The 14,722-nt window shown below is 62.3% G+C and carries 15 protein-coding genes; 5 read left to right on the forward strand and 10 right to left on the reverse strand.

The window, feature by feature from the left end:
• Positions 1-264 precede the first annotated feature (264 nt).
• From VK804_RS29200 to VK804_RS29220, 5 genes are all read right to left on the reverse strand, one after another.
• Complete coding sequence (locus VK804_RS29200; RefSeq protein ID WP_325376714.1) at positions 265-876, reverse strand: NIPSNAP family protein; 612 nt, start codon at positions 874-876, stop codon at positions 265-267.
• Between the two features lie 38 nt (positions 877-914).
• The gene (locus VK804_RS29205; protein ID WP_325376716.1) at positions 915-2,537 is read right to left on the reverse strand and encodes a GMC family oxidoreductase; all 1,623 of its coding nucleotides are present in this window, start codon (positions 2,535-2,537) and stop codon (positions 915-917) included.
• Between the two features lie 19 nt (positions 2,538-2,556).
• Positions 2,557-3,150 carry a GNAT family protein gene (locus VK804_RS29210; RefSeq protein ID WP_325376717.1) on the reverse strand — a complete coding sequence of 198 codons (594 nt, stop codon included), beginning with the start codon at positions 3,148-3,150 and terminating at the stop codon, positions 2,557-2,559.
• Between the two features lie 130 nt (positions 3,151-3,280).
• The gene (locus VK804_RS29215) at positions 3,281-4,207 is read right to left on the reverse strand and encodes an SMP-30/gluconolactonase/LRE family protein (protein ID WP_325376719.1); all 927 of its coding nucleotides are present in this window, start codon (positions 4,205-4,207) and stop codon (positions 3,281-3,283) included.
• 169 nt (positions 4,208-4,376) lie between these two features.
• The gene (locus VK804_RS29220) at positions 4,377-5,210 is read right to left on the reverse strand and encodes an AraC family transcriptional regulator (protein WP_325376721.1); all 834 of its coding nucleotides are present in this window, start codon (positions 5,208-5,210) and stop codon (positions 4,377-4,379) included.
• A 267-nt stretch (positions 5,211-5,477) separates the two neighbouring features.
• On the opposite strand from VK804_RS29220, the gene VK804_RS29225 reads away from it, so the two are divergent.
• Positions 5,478-6,704, forward strand: a complete 1,227-nt coding sequence (locus tag VK804_RS29225) for an ABC transporter substrate-binding protein (protein WP_414642862.1) — start codon at positions 5,478-5,480, stop codon at positions 6,702-6,704.
• An 18-nt stretch (positions 6,705-6,722) separates the two neighbouring features.
• Positions 6,723-7,952: an ABC transporter substrate-binding protein gene (locus VK804_RS29230; protein WP_325376725.1), complete on the forward strand. Its 1,230-nt coding sequence runs from the start codon at positions 6,723-6,725 to the stop codon at positions 7,950-7,952.
• Positions 7,953-7,981: 29 nt separating this feature from the next.
• Here the strand turns inward: VK804_RS29230 and VK804_RS29235 are convergent, their stop codons facing one another.
• Positions 7,982-8,350 (reverse strand): hypothetical protein, encoded by a 369-nt coding sequence (locus VK804_RS29235; RefSeq protein WP_325376744.1) that lies wholly within the window; start codon positions 8,348-8,350, stop codon positions 7,982-7,984.
• Between the two features lie 148 nt (positions 8,351-8,498).
• On the opposite strand from VK804_RS29235, the gene VK804_RS29240 reads away from it, so the two are divergent.
• Positions 8,499-8,705: a hypothetical protein gene (locus VK804_RS29240; RefSeq protein ID WP_325376727.1), complete on the forward strand. Its 207-nt coding sequence runs from the start codon at positions 8,499-8,501 to the stop codon at positions 8,703-8,705.
• A 95-nt stretch (positions 8,706-8,800) separates the two neighbouring features.
• On the opposite strand, the gene VK804_RS29245 is transcribed toward VK804_RS29240, so the two are convergent.
• The 3 genes from VK804_RS29245 to VK804_RS29255 form a co-directional block, all read right to left on the reverse strand.
• Positions 8,801-8,938, reverse strand: coding sequence for a hypothetical protein (locus VK804_RS29245; protein ID WP_325376729.1), 138 nt, complete (start codon positions 8,936-8,938; stop codon positions 8,801-8,803).
• A gap of 57 nt (positions 8,939-8,995) precedes the next feature.
• Positions 8,996-10,138, reverse strand: a complete 1,143-nt coding sequence (locus tag VK804_RS29250; RefSeq protein ID WP_325376734.1) for a hypothetical protein — start codon at positions 10,136-10,138, stop codon at positions 8,996-8,998.
• A gap of 303 nt (positions 10,139-10,441) precedes the next feature.
• Positions 10,442-11,095, reverse strand: coding sequence for a glutathione S-transferase family protein (locus VK804_RS29255; RefSeq protein ID WP_325376736.1), 654 nt, complete (start codon positions 11,093-11,095; stop codon positions 10,442-10,444).
• Positions 11,096-11,282: 187 nt separating this feature from the next.
• Between VK804_RS29255 and VK804_RS29260 the strand changes: the two genes are divergently transcribed.
• Positions 11,283-12,506: a polyhydroxyalkanoate depolymerase gene (locus VK804_RS29260; protein ID WP_325376738.1), complete on the forward strand. Its 1,224-nt coding sequence runs from the start codon at positions 11,283-11,285 to the stop codon at positions 12,504-12,506.
• 113 nt (positions 12,507-12,619) lie between these two features.
• Here VK804_RS29260 and VK804_RS29265 read toward each other — a convergent pair whose 3' ends face one another.
• Positions 12,620-13,699 (reverse strand): Cj0069 family protein, encoded by a 1,080-nt coding sequence (locus tag VK804_RS29265; protein ID WP_325376740.1) that lies wholly within the window; start codon positions 13,697-13,699, stop codon positions 12,620-12,622.
• A 261-nt stretch (positions 13,700-13,960) separates the two neighbouring features.
• Between VK804_RS29265 and VK804_RS29270 the strand changes: the two genes are divergently transcribed.
• Positions 13,961-14,722, forward strand: a 762-nt coding sequence (locus VK804_RS29270) for a substrate-binding domain-containing protein (protein ID WP_325376742.1), incomplete at its 3' end; no start/stop codon positions are given.

Here is a 14,722-nt window from a genome sequence, read left to right on the forward strand (position 1 = left end):
GGATAACCTCAGTCGCGCTACCGAAGTCGCCCATGAGTTTTGCGTGAGGCGATGAGGTCCCTCAAATCTCTACACGAAAACCGCGCCTACGACCCTCAGAATTTTTGATACCTTCGGCAAAACGACTTTTGCAACACTATCCCTCCGAAAGCAGACATCGATGGGTCGCCACGGCGCGCTGTTGAAGAACGAGCAGGACGTGCATCTGTTCGAGCGGCTGGCCTTCCTCAGCCGGCGGGAAGTGTGAGAGGGGCAACAGGCGTCTCACGCCAATGGCGAGGCCTCGGTCGGCACGCCGATCATCGAGGTTGCCGTAACGAGCTGCTCCGGTCCGTTCTTCGGCGGCCAGATTCCCTTCGCAACGGCGTCGGTGCGGATCGCCGCGCGGGCATCGAGGCTGGCATAGGGCCAGATGTGGGTGATGCGCGGGGCGCCATCCAGCGCGTACATGTTGATCAGAAGCGTCGAAAGTTTTGAGCGGGCGGGCATCGCTTCTTCCCACGCCGCGATCGTCGGCGGCAGGCCATTGGGCTTGAGCCGATAGGTCCGGAATTCGTAGATCTTGCCGTAATTTCCCGGCACCACCGGCGGCAGAAACGGAAATGGCGCATAGCTGTCCATCTCGAGGCCAGTCAACACCTCCGCGGCCCCGAACGGGTCGGCGGCAAACAGCGCCCGCCTGCGCTCGGCCGCGAGTTCAGCGGCATCGGAAAATCCGCGCAGCACGAACATTCGGCCAAGCGTGCCGATGTCCGTGGTCCAAGAACCGAGCAGCCGGCCCTTGGCTTCCGCCGCCGTCACATAGGCCTGCGCACCGGCCACAGCCTTGCGGGTGTCGTTGGGGTGGAATGAGAGGGTGGCGAATTCATAGAGCATGAACAGTCCTCGTTCGCGGAAACGGCTTGATGATCCTGCTACGCCGCCGCGCTACGGCCGCGGATCAAATCCGAGGCCTTGTCGGCGATCATCAGGGTCGACGCGTTGAGATTGGCCGAGATCATCCGCGGCATGATCGAGGCATCGATCACGCGCAGGCCTTGCAGCCCGTGCACGCGGAGCTGGTCGTCGACCACGGCCCATGTGGCGTCGGCCGGGCCCATCCGGCAGGTGCAGCCGGGATGAAACGTCGTGGTGCCGCGCTGCGTGGCAGCTGCCAAAAATTCGTCGTCGGTCTGCACGCCGGGCCCGGGGTAATCCTCATAGGCGTAATAGGGCGAAAGCGGTGCCGAGGCGAGCAGCCGCCGCGCCAGCTTCATGCCGGCGACGATGACGCGGCGGTCGAGCTCGGCGGCGAGATAATTGGTCTGGATGATCGGCGGCGCAAAGGGATCGGCGGAGCGGGCGCGGACATAGCCGCGGCTTTCGGGCCGCTGCTGCCAGGAGGCCACCGTCATGCCGGGCTTATCCTCGAGCTGGCCCTGCACGCCTTCCTTGTAGCTTGCCGGCGTAAAAGTCAGTTGCAGGTCCGAGCTTTCGGTGGTTTCGCCGGAGTGCCAGAAGCAGTAGACCATGGTCGGCGACAGCGACAGCAGGCCGCGCCGCGTCGTCGCCCATTTGATGGCTTCGCCGACCAGGCTGAGGCCGCGCCGGCGTTCGTTGATGGTCTTGATGTTCTTGACGCGCGCGACCGAGCGCGGCGCGTAGTGATCCTGCAGTCCCTCGCCGACGCCCGGCAACGCGTGGCGCACCTCGATGCCGAGCGAGCGCAGCAGATCCGGCGAGCCGACGCCGGACAATTGCAGCAGTTGCGGCGAATTGTAGGTGCCGCCGGACAGAATCACTTCCTTAGCCGCGCGCACTTCCATCGGCGCGCCGCCCTTGCCGCCCTTGACGTAACGCACGCCGACCGCGCGCTTGCCCTCGAAGATGATGCCGGTCGCATGCGCATGGGTGCGGACATCAACGTTCTTCCGCTGCATCGCCGGGCGCAGGAAGGCGGTCGCGGCACTGACGCGCCGGCCATTCTTGATGGTGCGCTGGGCGTAGGACACGCCCTCCTGGATGGCGCCGTTGTAGTCGTGGTTCCTGGGAATGCCGAGCGACATCGCGCCCGCCATGAAGGCCTCGCAGAGCGGATCCTGCCAGTCCATGGTGGTGACGGTCAGGTTGCCGTCGCGGCCGCGATATTCATCCTCGCCCTCGCCGATCCGCCGCTCCATCCGTTTGAAATAGGGCAGCACATCCGGATAGCCCCAGCCGCGATTGCCGAGCTGCGCCCAGGTATCGAAATCCTGGCGCTGGCCGCGATTATAGATGTGGCCGTTGATCGAGGAGGAGCCGCCGAGCGTCTTGCCGCGCGGCGCGTAGATGCTGCGGCCGCCGGTATAGGGACCGGGCTCCTGCTGGTAGGCCCAGTTGATGCTCTTCATGTGGAAGGTCTTGATGAAACCCGCCGGCAGATGGATGTAGGGATGCCAGTCGCGCGGCCCCGCTTCGAGCACGCAGATGCTGGTGACACCATCTTCGCTGAGCCGGTTGGCGAGCACGCAGCCGGCCGAGCCCGCGCCCACGATCACATAGTCGAATGTTTCCGTCATCTCGAACTCCGGCGGTGCACTACCGCGCCTTCTCGTTCAATTGATAACTCAGATGCACCTTCACCGTCGGCCATTCGCTGGCGATGATGCTGTACACGACGGTGTCGCGCAGCGTGCCGTTGGAGGCAAGCTGATGGCTGCGCAGGATGCCGTCGAGTTTTGCGCCCAGCCGCTCGATGCCGCGCCGGCTCGGGTGGTTGAAGAAATGAGTACGGAACTCTACCGCGATGCAGTCGAGCCTTTCGAAGGCATGCGTCAGCAGCAGCAATTTGCACTGGGTATTGACTGCACTGCGCTGCACGCGCTTGGCGTACCAGGTCGATCCGATCTCGACGCGGCGGTTCGGCGTATCGACGTTCATATAGGTGGTCATGCCGGCGATTTTTCCGTCGGCGTCGAACACCGTGAACGGCAGCATCGCGCCCGCCGCCTGCAGGCCGAGGCGGCGGTCGATCTCCTTGCCCATGTCTTCGGCGCGGGGAATGAAGGTGTACCAGAGCTTCCACAGCTCGCCGTCCTTCACGGCTTCCGTCAACCCGCCGATATGATCGTGCGACAAGGGTTTTAGCTGCGCATAGGGGCCGTTCAGCGTTACCGGTTCAAGCCAGGGCATTATTTGCTCCGCTACTTAAATCGTCATTGCGAGGAGCACTTGCGACGAAGCAATCCAGCTTTCGCGCGTGTTGCACCATGGATTGCTTCGCTGCGCTCGCAATGACGTTGATAGTTCTCGTTTCTATTCATCACTTGTTCAGAAAATTCAGCGCCAGGCCGGACCGCGGCCAGTCCATCGCGATCAGTTCGCCCTTGCCCGACAGCGTGATGTAGGCGGTCTTCAGCTCCGGCCCGCCGAAGGCGATATTGGTGGTGACGCGGTCGCCGGTCGGCACCTGCTCGACGAGGGCGCCATCCGGCGCGATCACCGAAATGCAGCCCGAGATCAGCGTGGCGACGCAGATGTTGCCGCCGGCTTCCACGGCAAGCGAATCGAACATCTGGTAGCCGCCTAACCCCGCGATCGGCTTGCCGCGCTCGCCGCGATAGATCACGTCACGCGGTTTGACGGTGCCGGGCTCCGAAATATCGTAAGCCCACAGCCGTGCCGTCGGTGTCTCCGCGACGTAGAAGGTCTTCTCGTCCGGCGACAGTCCGACGCCGTTGGCCGGCAGCATGCCGAAGTGGCCTTCGACGATCTCCTTCATGCCGGGCTTGATGTAGTAGAACCCGGCGACATCCATATCGCGGGCGCGGCGCTTGCCGAGGTCGGAGAACCAGAGCCCGCCATGCTTGTCGAACACGAGATCGTTCGGTCCCCGCAGGGAATGCTCGCCGCATTTGTTGACCACGGTCTCGACCTTGCCGGATGCGAGATCGACGCGCTGGATCGAGCCGCCGAGATAGTCGTCGGGCTGCGGCCCCGGCATGATCATGTTGCGGGTCGGAATCCACGTGAAGCCGCCATTGTTGCAGACATACATCTTGCCGTCGGGGCCCAGCGCCGCGCCGTTCGGGCCGCCGGGAATCTGTGCCACCACTTCCTTGCGTCCATCCGGCCAAACCCGCGTCAGCCGCCGTCCCCGGATTTCGACCAGCACCACCGATCCGTCCGGCATCACCACCGGCCCTTCCGGAAATTCCAGATCGGTCGCCAGCACGCGCACATTGGGCATCGAATCCCCCCGGTTTTTTCTGGGCGCTGGGGGAATTCCAAGATCATCCCGCACGCGCAACCATTTCGTTGCGCCATGTTATGGCAAAGTCGCTATCGCTTGCCAAGCAATCACCGGACCTTTCGGCCGCGCAGGGCAGCCCCGCGCGACCGCCGGTGCGGATTTAAGCCTATTCCCTGACCGGCACCCAGATCTCCAGTCCGCCATTGCCGGTGAGCGGATCGAATTTCTCGTCATAGCGCTCGAAATTGGGCGCATCCGCGGCCTTCAGGCCCGACGCCGGCAGCCAGTGGTTCCAGATCGTGTTGACGGTGCGGCGGATGGTCGAGATGTGGTCGTGATGGGTGAAGACCGCGTAGCGCTGCTCGGGAATCCGGACCCTTGCGAACTCGCGCGGCAGATCGGAGAAGTCGGCGACTTCGACGCCTGCGATATAGTCGAAATTTCCGGCATCGTCGCCGTTGCAGCAGACGCCATAGGCGACGTTGCCGATCCGTGCGGGAATGTTCGCCACCGATTGATGAAAACGCCGCCACTGGCCGGGAATGCCGGCGCTGTTCTCCTGGCTGACGCGCTCGCCGAGACCGGCCACGAGCAGCGGCCTGCTGGTCGCAAAACGCGGCGGCTGAAGATTGTCCGTGAGGGTTGAATCCATGAGGATCGGCTCCTGAAGTTTGAGGTGATCGAGGCGCGTCGAGTTGCGGACCGCTTCCGGCGTGGTGCCGAAATAGTCGCGGAACGCGCGGGTGAATGCTTCGTGAGAGCCGTAATCCGCATCCAGCGCCAGGGTGAGGATATCCGGCGCACCTTTTGCGAGCGCACGCGCCGCCTCGGAAAGGCGACGGGCCCGCACGTAGCGCATCACCGAAAGCCCCGTCGCCGCGGCGAACGCCCGCACCATGTGGAAGCGCGAGATGCCGGCGACATCAGAGATATCGTCAAGCGTCAAGGCATCGGCGAGATGACTTTCGATGAACCAGATCGCCTTCTGGGCAGGATTCATGGATGACGAGCCTTCATTGGAAGCGCCTCCATCATGATCGCCTTGTGCCGGCCGCGTTTGACAGTCCTTGCTCCGGTTTTCGGTTTCGCCGACGGGAACCGGAGGCGGCCGCTTCTTCCATCCTGCGGAAAATACCAGCCAAGGCGTCGCTGGCAACCTCAACCCATTCGTGCATACTGATCGGGCATTCGATCCGACGGCTCACTCCAAGCTGCCCCACAATCAAGACGGCATGAGCCATCGGCCAGCAGGTCAGGGAGGACGATGATGCACCACCATGTCTTGAGCCATGCCAAATCGCTGGCGGTTGCCGGACTGCTTTCGGTTGCCGTCGCCGGCGCCGCCCACGCGCAGAAGAAATACGATCCCGGCGCCACCGATACCGAGATCAAGATCGGCAATATCATGCCCTATTCGGGGCCGGCGTCGGCCTATGCCACCATCGGCAAGACGGAGGCAGCCTATTTCAACAAGATCAACGCCGAGGGCGGCATCAACGGCCGCAAGATCAACTTCATCAGCTATGACGACGGCTATAGCCCGCCGAAGGCGGTGGAGCAGGCGCGCAAGCTGGTCGAAGCCGATGAGGTGCTGCTGATCTTCAACCCGCTGGGCACGCCGAGCAACAGCGCGATCCAGAAATACATGAACGCCAAGAAGGTGCCGCAGATTTTCGTCTCGAGCGGCGCCGCCAAGTGGAACGATCCGAAGAATTTTCCGTGGACCATCGGCTGGCAGCCGAGCTACCAGGTCGAGGCGCGCATCTATGCCGCCTACATCCTGAAGAATTTTCCCGGCAAGACCATCGGGATCCTCTACCAGAACGACGATTTCGGAAAGGACTATGTGATCGGCTTGCGCGAAGGTCTCGGCGACCAGGCGGGCAAGCTGATCGTGATCGAGGCCTCCTATGAAACCAGCTCGCCGACGGTGGATTCGCAAGTGGTGCAGATCAACGGCGCCAATCCCGACATCTTCCTCAATGTCTCGACGCCGAAATTCGCAGCGCAAGCGATCAAGAAGATCGGCGAACTGGCCTGGCACCCGGTGCATTTCCTCACCAACGTCTCGGCCTCGGTCGGCAGCGTGTTGAAACCGGCCGGCTATGAGAACGACCAGGGCATCCTTAGCGCCGCCTATCTGAAGGATCCCAAGGATCCGCAATGGAAGGACGATCCCGCCATGAATGAATGGCGCGCTTTCATGACCAAGTGGTATCCCGAGGGCGACCAGGAGGATGCCGCCACCACCTTCGGCTACGGCGTGGCCAAGGGTCTGGAACAGGTGCTGCGCCAGTGCGGCGACGACCTCACCCGTGAAAACATCATGAAGCAGGTCGCCAACCTGAACTTCGAGATCGGCGTCTATCTGCCGGGTACCAAAATCAAGACCAGCCCGACCGATTTCGCCCCGCTCGAGCAGTTGCAGATGATGCGCTTCAAGGGCGAGAGCTGGGAGCTGTTCGGGCCGGTGATGTCGGGCGAGAAGAGCTGAGTTCCAAGGGAGGTCGATATGACGCAGATACGCGGCGTACTACTCGCATCCGTCGTCCTCGGCCTTTCAGTGGCAATCGCGCCGGCCGCGGCGCAGAAGAAATACGACCCCGGCGTCACCGATACCGAGATCAAGATCGGCAACATCATGCCCTACAGCGGACCGCTGTCCGCCTACGCGCTGATCGGCCGCGTCGAGGCCGCCTTCTTCAAGAGGCTCAACGACGAGGGCGGCATCAACGGGCGAAAGATCAACTTCATCTCCTACGATGACGCCTTCAGCCCGGCGAAGACCGTGGAGCAGGCGCGCAAGCTCGTGGAAAGCGACGAGGTGCTGCTGATCTTCCAGAGCCTGGGTACGCCGACCAACAACGCCATTCAGAAATACCTGAATGACCGCAAGGTACCGCAACTCTTCGTCGCCACCGGCGCCACCAAGTTCGGCGATCCCAAGAACTTTCCCTGGACCATGGGCTGGCAGCCGACCTACCAGACCGAGGGACGGATCTATGCCAAATACATTCTGGAGAACCTGCCGCAGGGCAAGATCGGCATCCTCTATCAGAACGACGATTCCGGCCGCGATTATCTCAAGGGCCTCAAGGACGGCCTCGGTCCCGAGGCGACCAAGCGCATGATCGTCGGCGAAATCCCCTACGATCCGACCGATCCGACCGTCGACCGGCAAGTCGTTACGCTGAAGACGCTCGGCGCCGACATCTTCTTCGATGAAGCCTCGCCGAAGTTTGCAGCGCAGGCGATCAGGAAAGCGGCCGAGATCGAGTGGAAACCCACTCTGTTCCTGGCCAGCGTTTCGAATTCCGTGGGCTCGGTGCTGAAGCCGGCCGGACTGGAGAACTCGAAGGGTGTTCTGTCCACCAACTACCTCAAGGACCCTACCGACCCGGCCTGGAAGGATGATCCGGCGATCAAGGAATGGGCCGCCTTCATGGACAAGTATTTTCCGGAAGGCGACAAGACCAGCACATTCAGCGTCTATGGCTATCTGACGGCGCAGACCATGGTTCAGGTACTCAAGCAGTGCGGCGACGAACTGACCCGCGAGAATGTCATGCGGCAGGCGGCCAACCTCAGGAATTTCGAACTCCCACTGTTGCTGCCGGGCATCAGGATCAACACCAGCCCGACCGACTTTTTCCCGGTCGAGCAGATGCAGATGTCGCGGTTCAACGGCGAACACGGCGAGCTGTTCGGACCCGCGATCGGCGGCGAGATCGGGACCCAATAGAAGCAACCCGGTCGCCGACCGATGCATTTCTATTTGCCGCCCTCTTTCGCCGCCGGCGCATCCTTGGCCGGCGGGGCTTCCGCTTTCTTCTTCTGATCCTCGGCCGCCTTCTTCGCGGCCGCCTGCAGATCGTCGACGACCTTCTGCAGGGAGACGACGGCCGCCTTCAATCCCTCGATCTGCCGATTGGCGGCTTCGAGTTTCTGCTGATGGTCGGCGGAGAGTTTGGTGATGGTCTTCTGCAGGAACTCGACATTGCTCTGCAGGCAACTGGTGCGCCGCTCCATGGTCTTTTCGACGGTGCAGATTTCGATGCCGGGAACATCCTGCGCGCGCGCGGGCACCACGACCTGCACCAGAGGCGCCAGCGACGCGACGAGGGCGATGCGGCGGATCATCGAAATCCTCACTTGCGGAATCCTCAACTGAATGGCTCGGCGCGGTCAAATTGTTGCGAGCGGGCGGCGGGACGCCCACGATATCACACGGAAACCTCAATCGCGCGTTGAGGTTTTGCCGGGAACCCGGCCGAGGGAGAAACATGGCATGGCAACGCGCGAACGACGGCTGGCGAAATTCGATGGCGAGGGAGAACCGCCGCCGGACCAGCCGGTGCAGGTGCTATGCGAGGACCACAGCGGCACCTATCAATTGCCGTTCGCCTGCCGCTTCGTCGACGGGACGTGGCGCAACAATGAATCCGGCGGCGCCGTCGAGGCCACCGTCGTCGGCTGGCGGCTGCAGCGCCGGTGAATCGCAGCTCAGCTGCCGCCCGATGTGCCAAAACGCGACGGCGATTGAGCGCATTCTTAAGGTCCGGAACGCTGATGGAACGAACCGCGCCCGAATCAGCCGCCGGGCGCCGTACTGCGATGTTCACGGCTAGATGTCGGCCTCCCTCCGATCCGCCGCACCATATCCAGCGCGATCGCGACCGACCACAGCCAGCGGCCGAGCACAAAGGTTAATTCTTCCGCTGACGACATTTCCACTACTTCTCCACGACTTCCAAGGCGTCGCCGGCAGCATCTTTTTCGAAGGCCTTACTCGTACAAATAGCCGACCGGCTTTCCCTCGGTACGCAGCGGACGAATGTCCTTCCGCGTAATGATTTGACCAGCCAGGCCATCAATTTCGTCACGCTGCGTCGGCGTCCAACTGCGAAGATTGTCCATGCCTTTCAGCAAGCCTAGCCGGAGGATTTGGGAATTTTCGCCTACCCCTGAGAGACTTATCGCGTTCCTGCCCGCCGTAACCGTATCGCCGGTCGCAAGTTCAAAACTCTCCCCCACGCTATTCTTGAATTCGGCTGTGCCGCGAATGACGCGATAGACAACAACCTCGCCTTTCTCGAGAAAGGCAGTATCCGCTGTTGCCGATGCGCTCTTCGGCAAGAGCGACCGGCCACGCGGGTCGGTTGCTATGATGTGTCCAGTTGTGAGATGACCGCTCGGAACCTCGATTCCGATATCGCGCACATAAACAGGCCCGGCGGATTTGATGGGCGCACCGGCCGCCAGCGGCTTGTAGAGCGCTTCCAGCTCCAACGGATCCTGAAGCCAAAAACAGGCATCGGATGGGCGATCATGCAGAGGGTGGCTCCAGGCCACACGTGGCGTTTCCGCTTCGTCGATGTGATCCGGACCCACCACCGTCGGGTTGGGAAAGGTGGTAGGATCGGTAATGAAAGCCTCAAGAAATTTGCCGGAATAGCCCATGGAATTCGGATCTGGCACCACTGTCTGCGGCGTCTTTAGATTCTCTTCAGTGGACAGCCCCGACCAGGTGTAAAAGAGCTGGCGATGAACGATCGCGCTCTGCAGCATCACCGCACCGGGACCGACGGCGTAAAATCGGCCATCGTAATCGAACGTGAACATGCCGGACGTGACCAGCACGAGCTGGTAACCGCCCGGTGGAAGATGAAGATGGAAATCGGTGGGGCCCGTATCGGGGCGATAAATCGGCAGATTTGTCGAGACCTCGTGGAGCAGGAAGGTTTCGTTGTTCGCATGAAAGCCTTCGTTGGCACGGTTATAGAGTGCCTGCGGACGATAAGTCGCCTCGTATGAAGCATCCCGATCGCGATCGATAGCCACGAAATTCTTGTTGTTCAGGCGGATGGGATCGCCGTTGGGGCGAGTAAGGCCATGCCATTTGAGATCGACCGCGGCATGCACATTCATGACACCCTCCAATCTGATTACCGCGCCGGGCCTAAGCGTCCAAATTTTTGGCAGCCGGGTTCGCCGCCTTCACAGCTTTATTGTGCTATGCGAAAATCACGCCAGCCGCGTGCACCGCGGCGAGATCGGCGCCCGCTTTCGCAAAGGCGCCGAAGCTCTTGGACGGAAGCCGGAATCTGCGATCCGCGATTTCGAACCGGTGGTCGCAGTGCGGGCCGCGGCCGCGATGAGCGAGTCGGCGTTGGCCGCAAGTTGAGCAACGCGTGCCCGCCGCCCGGGCCCGCCAAACAGGCATCGGCCTGCCTAATATTCGACCTCGAGCTCCTCGATGTCGGCGGGCTCGGCCTTGGCCGCCTCGATCCATTCGGCCATCTCCGGCATCGCCATGATCATGTCGGCATAGGCTTTCAGCCGCGGCTCCAGCTTGACGTCGTAGGTCATGAAGCGGGTCACGACTGGGGCATACATGGCGTCCGCCATGGTGCGCTCGCCATACAGGAACGGACCGCCCGATTGGGCCAGGCACTCGCGCCAGATCGCGCAGACCCGGTCGATATCGGCCTGCGCGCGCGACCAGATCTTGAAGTTGGGAAAATGGCCCTTCAGGTTGACCGGCAGCGAGGCCCGCAGCGTGGTGAAGCCGGAATGGATTTCGCCGCAGATCGAACGGCAATGCGCCCGCAAGATGCGGTCCGCCGGCAACAGGCCGGCATCGGGTCTCACCTCGTTGAGATAGTCCGCGATCGCCAGCGTATCCCATACGGTGACGCCGTCGTGCCGCAGGCACGGCACCAGGATCGATGACGACAGCAGCAGGATTTCGGCCCGCGCCGAGGCATCGTCGGGCGCGGTGACGACCTCGTCGAATTCGAGGCCGGAAAACCTGGTCAGCAGCCAGCCGCGCAGCGACCACGACGAGTAATTCTTGCTGGAGATGGTCAGTGTCGCTTTTGCCATATGGCCTTATCCCTTGACGCCGGAACGCCCACCCGGGGCCACCCCTTTGCCGAAGCGTACCGCAAAGACGTGCCCATTATCCATGCTTCTCGCGCCTTGAGCAGCAAGCGACGTGCCAGTTTACGAGGCCATTTGACTCCACGCTGGCTTCGATATTGCATGGCAACAGGGGCAGGGGCGGATCGGAATGATGTCCATGATGTATCAGGCCTATCAGAACCACATGGACCTGACGGAGCCATGGCGGTCGGGGGCCGCAAATGCGCTCAGATATCTCAACCTCGTGCCCCAGGGCGTCTCCGACAAAGTGTTCGGGCGGCTCGCAGCAGCGCTCGAGCTTATCTCGCGGACCTCGCTGACCTATACGCGCCCGGCTTACGGCATCGACAAGGTGATGGTCGGCAATCAGGAGCTTGCGGTGACCGAGGAAGTCACCTTTGCAACCCCGTTCGGTTCGCTGCTGCATTTCAAGAAGGAAAATTCCCCCGAGCAGCCGCGCATGCTGCTGGTGGCGCCGATGTCCGGCCATTTCGCAACGCTGTTGCGCGGCACCGCGAAGACGCTGCTGCAGGATCACGACGTTTATATCACCGACTGGCATAACCCGCGCGACATTCCGCTCGGCGCGGGCAAATTCGGCCTCGACGAATATACCGAGCACCTCATCACCTTCCTAGACCGGATGGGTCCGCGTTCGCACATGGTGGCGATCTGCCAGCCGTCGGTGTCGGCGCTGGCGGCGGCGGCGATCATGTCGGAAGACAATCACCCGGCGCGGCCGGCGAGCCTGATCTTGATGGCCGGCCCGATCGACACCCGCATCCAGCCGACCAAGGTCAACGACTTCGCCAAGAGCAAGCCGCTGAAATGGTTCGAGGAGAATTTGATCAACTACGTACCCTTTCAATGCAAGGGCGCGTTCAGGCAGGTCTATCCCGGCTTCGTGCAGCTCACCGCCTTCGTGTCGATGAACCTTGAGCGCCACATCAAGCAGCATATCGATCTCGCCCAGCACCTGGCCAAGGGCGAGAAGGAGAAGGCCGAGACCATCAAGAGCTTCTATGACGAATATTTCGCCGTGATGGACCTGCCGGCGGAATTTTATATCGAAACCATCCGCGACGTGTTTCAGGAGCATCTGTTGCCGCTGGGCAAGCTGACCCACCGCGGCCGTCCGGTGCACCCGGCCTCGATCAAGCGCATGGGCCTGATGACGGTCGAGGGCGAAAAGGACGACATCTGCTCGATCGGGCAAACGCTCGCCGCGCAAGACCTCTGCACCGGCGTGCGCGCCTATCGCAAGGTGCACCACATGCAGGCCGGCGTCGGCCATTACGGCGTGTTCTCGGGGAGGCGCTGGAACAACGAGATCTATCCGCTGCTGCGAGATTTCGTGCACGTGAATTCGTGAGGGCAGCACATCCATCCTGTCGTCATTGCGAGCGCAGGCGAAGCAATCCATCGCGCAACAAGGCCGGGCGGACAAGGACGCCGGGACGTCGGCGATTTGCCCGACGGAGCAGGTCAGACCGCGGGTCGCGCTTTTTTCGATTGCAGCCGGGCCATGGCGAGGCGCGCGATCTCGGCGGGCGCCTGATCCGGAATCGCGAACACCGAGCTGACATTGATCTCGCAGAGCACGTAGCTGTCGTGGCCCGAGTTGTCGCGCGGCCCATAGAGAAAGTCGGCATCCCAGATGATCGGCAGCGAGTCTGCGTCGATTTCCAACAGCTGCATCATCTGCGGCGTCCACTCGGTTTCCATTTTCGTCCTGAGCGCCTGGAACTGCGGCGCCGATGCCGGATGCATGATCCGTGGGCCGGGCTGCGCAGCCGGCGAGTCCGGGCCTTCCGGCGGCGGCGGGATCAGGGCCTTGATGAACTGGTGTCCGAAACCTACGACCTTGTCGGCGCCCATGTAGCAGCGGATCATGCCGTCGGGCAGCCGCCGCTGGAACGGCTGATCGACGATGCATCCGTCGTTTAGGAAATAGGGTTCGCACTGCTGCATGAAATCGTGGAGTGGCATGGTCTCCGGCACGCTGCCGCGGCGGGCATGCAAAACCCGAACGGTCGCGTCGGATGACAGTTCGACCTTCCAGACGCCCTGCCCGCCATTGCCGCGGTTCTGCTTGAGCACGCGCGGACCCGCAGTTTCAAGCCGCGGTGGAAACTCTTCGCGAAAAGCCTCGGCGGAACGATACAAATGGGTGTCCGTGCCCCAGCCGAGATCCCTGGTGCGGTGAAGGACTTCCTTCACGCCCATTTTCAGGATCGTGTCGGGGTGGGCGCTCACCCATACGCCCGTTGATGCGACCTCGCGCAACAGCGCATCGAGCTTCAACCGGTTCTTGCCGTCGGAAAGCGGATCGACCCAGACCAGCACGCCGTCGCAACCGAGCAGCTGCGCCCGCACTTCATCCGCCATCTCTTCGGCATAGATCGCGGGCTCCGCCTCGATGTCGAGCGCGGCCAGTTCCTCGAAAATCCTGTTGTACCGATTGTTCTGCGCCGTCGCCTCGCGACGCGCCTGGCGATCGCCGCGCCAGAGCAAGGCAATCTTGCCGGGTTTGGGTCGTATTGAAGGAAGCGTTCGGCCGTCCATGCGCAATCTCCTCGAACTTCGAGCGTTGCACAGAGCTTGGACGGAGACCGTCTGATCGGGAGTCTGCAATTCCCCGTGGCGGGATTTTAGATTGCCTGCGGTTCACATGCAACAGAGCAGAGATGCCGAAAGGCGTGGATGGCCGGGACAAGCCCGCCCATGACGAAAAGCGTCGCGGGGTGGGCCTAGGCTAACCTCCATTTGCGGGCTAGCATCCAATCAAGGACGACCGCTGCAGAATCGTCCCCGGGAGGAATCAACATGAAATCGATATCCGCGAAATTTCGCAGCCTCGCGCTCGGCCTTGCAGGCGTGTTGTTGCTGGCCGGCCCGGCCGGCGCCGCCGAGGTCCGGGTGATGATCTCGGGCGGGCTGACGGCGGCCTATCAGGCGCTGGTGCCGGAATTCGAGAAAGCCACCGGCAACAAGGTGCTGACCGCGTTCGGGCCCTCGATGGGCACCACCGTCAATGCGATTCCGATGCGGCTGGAGCGCGGCGAGGCCGCCGACGTGCTGATCATGGTCGGCTATGCGCTCGGCGACCTCGTCAGCAAGGGCAAGGTGGTCGCCGACAGCCGCGTCGACCTGACGAAATCGCCGATCGGCGTCGCGGTGAAGGCCGGCGCACTGAGGCCGGACATCTCCTCGGCCGACGCGGTCAAGCGCGCGCTGCTGGCGGCGAAATCGGTCGCCTATTCCGACAGCGCCAGCGGCGTCTACATTCAGAACGAGATGTTCAAGAAACTCGGCATCGAGGACCAGATGAAGGGCAAGGCCCGCATGATCCCGGCAACGCCGGTCGGCGAGATCGTCGCCAAGGGCGAGGCCGAGCTCGGCTTCCAGCAGATCAGTGAACTCAAGCCGGTCGCCGGCATCGACATCATCGGTGCCCTGCCCGATCCGCTGCAGAAGATCACGGTGTTCTCGGCCGGCATCGCCAGCGTGTCGAAAGAGCCCGACGCCGGCAAGGCGCTGATCAAATTCCTCGCCTCGCCCGCCGCCCGCACAGAGATCGTCAACAGC

This window comes from Bradyrhizobium sp. (genome assembly GCF_035484855.1).
In the GTDB taxonomy this organism is placed as follows: domain Bacteria; phylum Pseudomonadota; class Alphaproteobacteria; order Rhizobiales; family Xanthobacteraceae; genus Bradyrhizobium.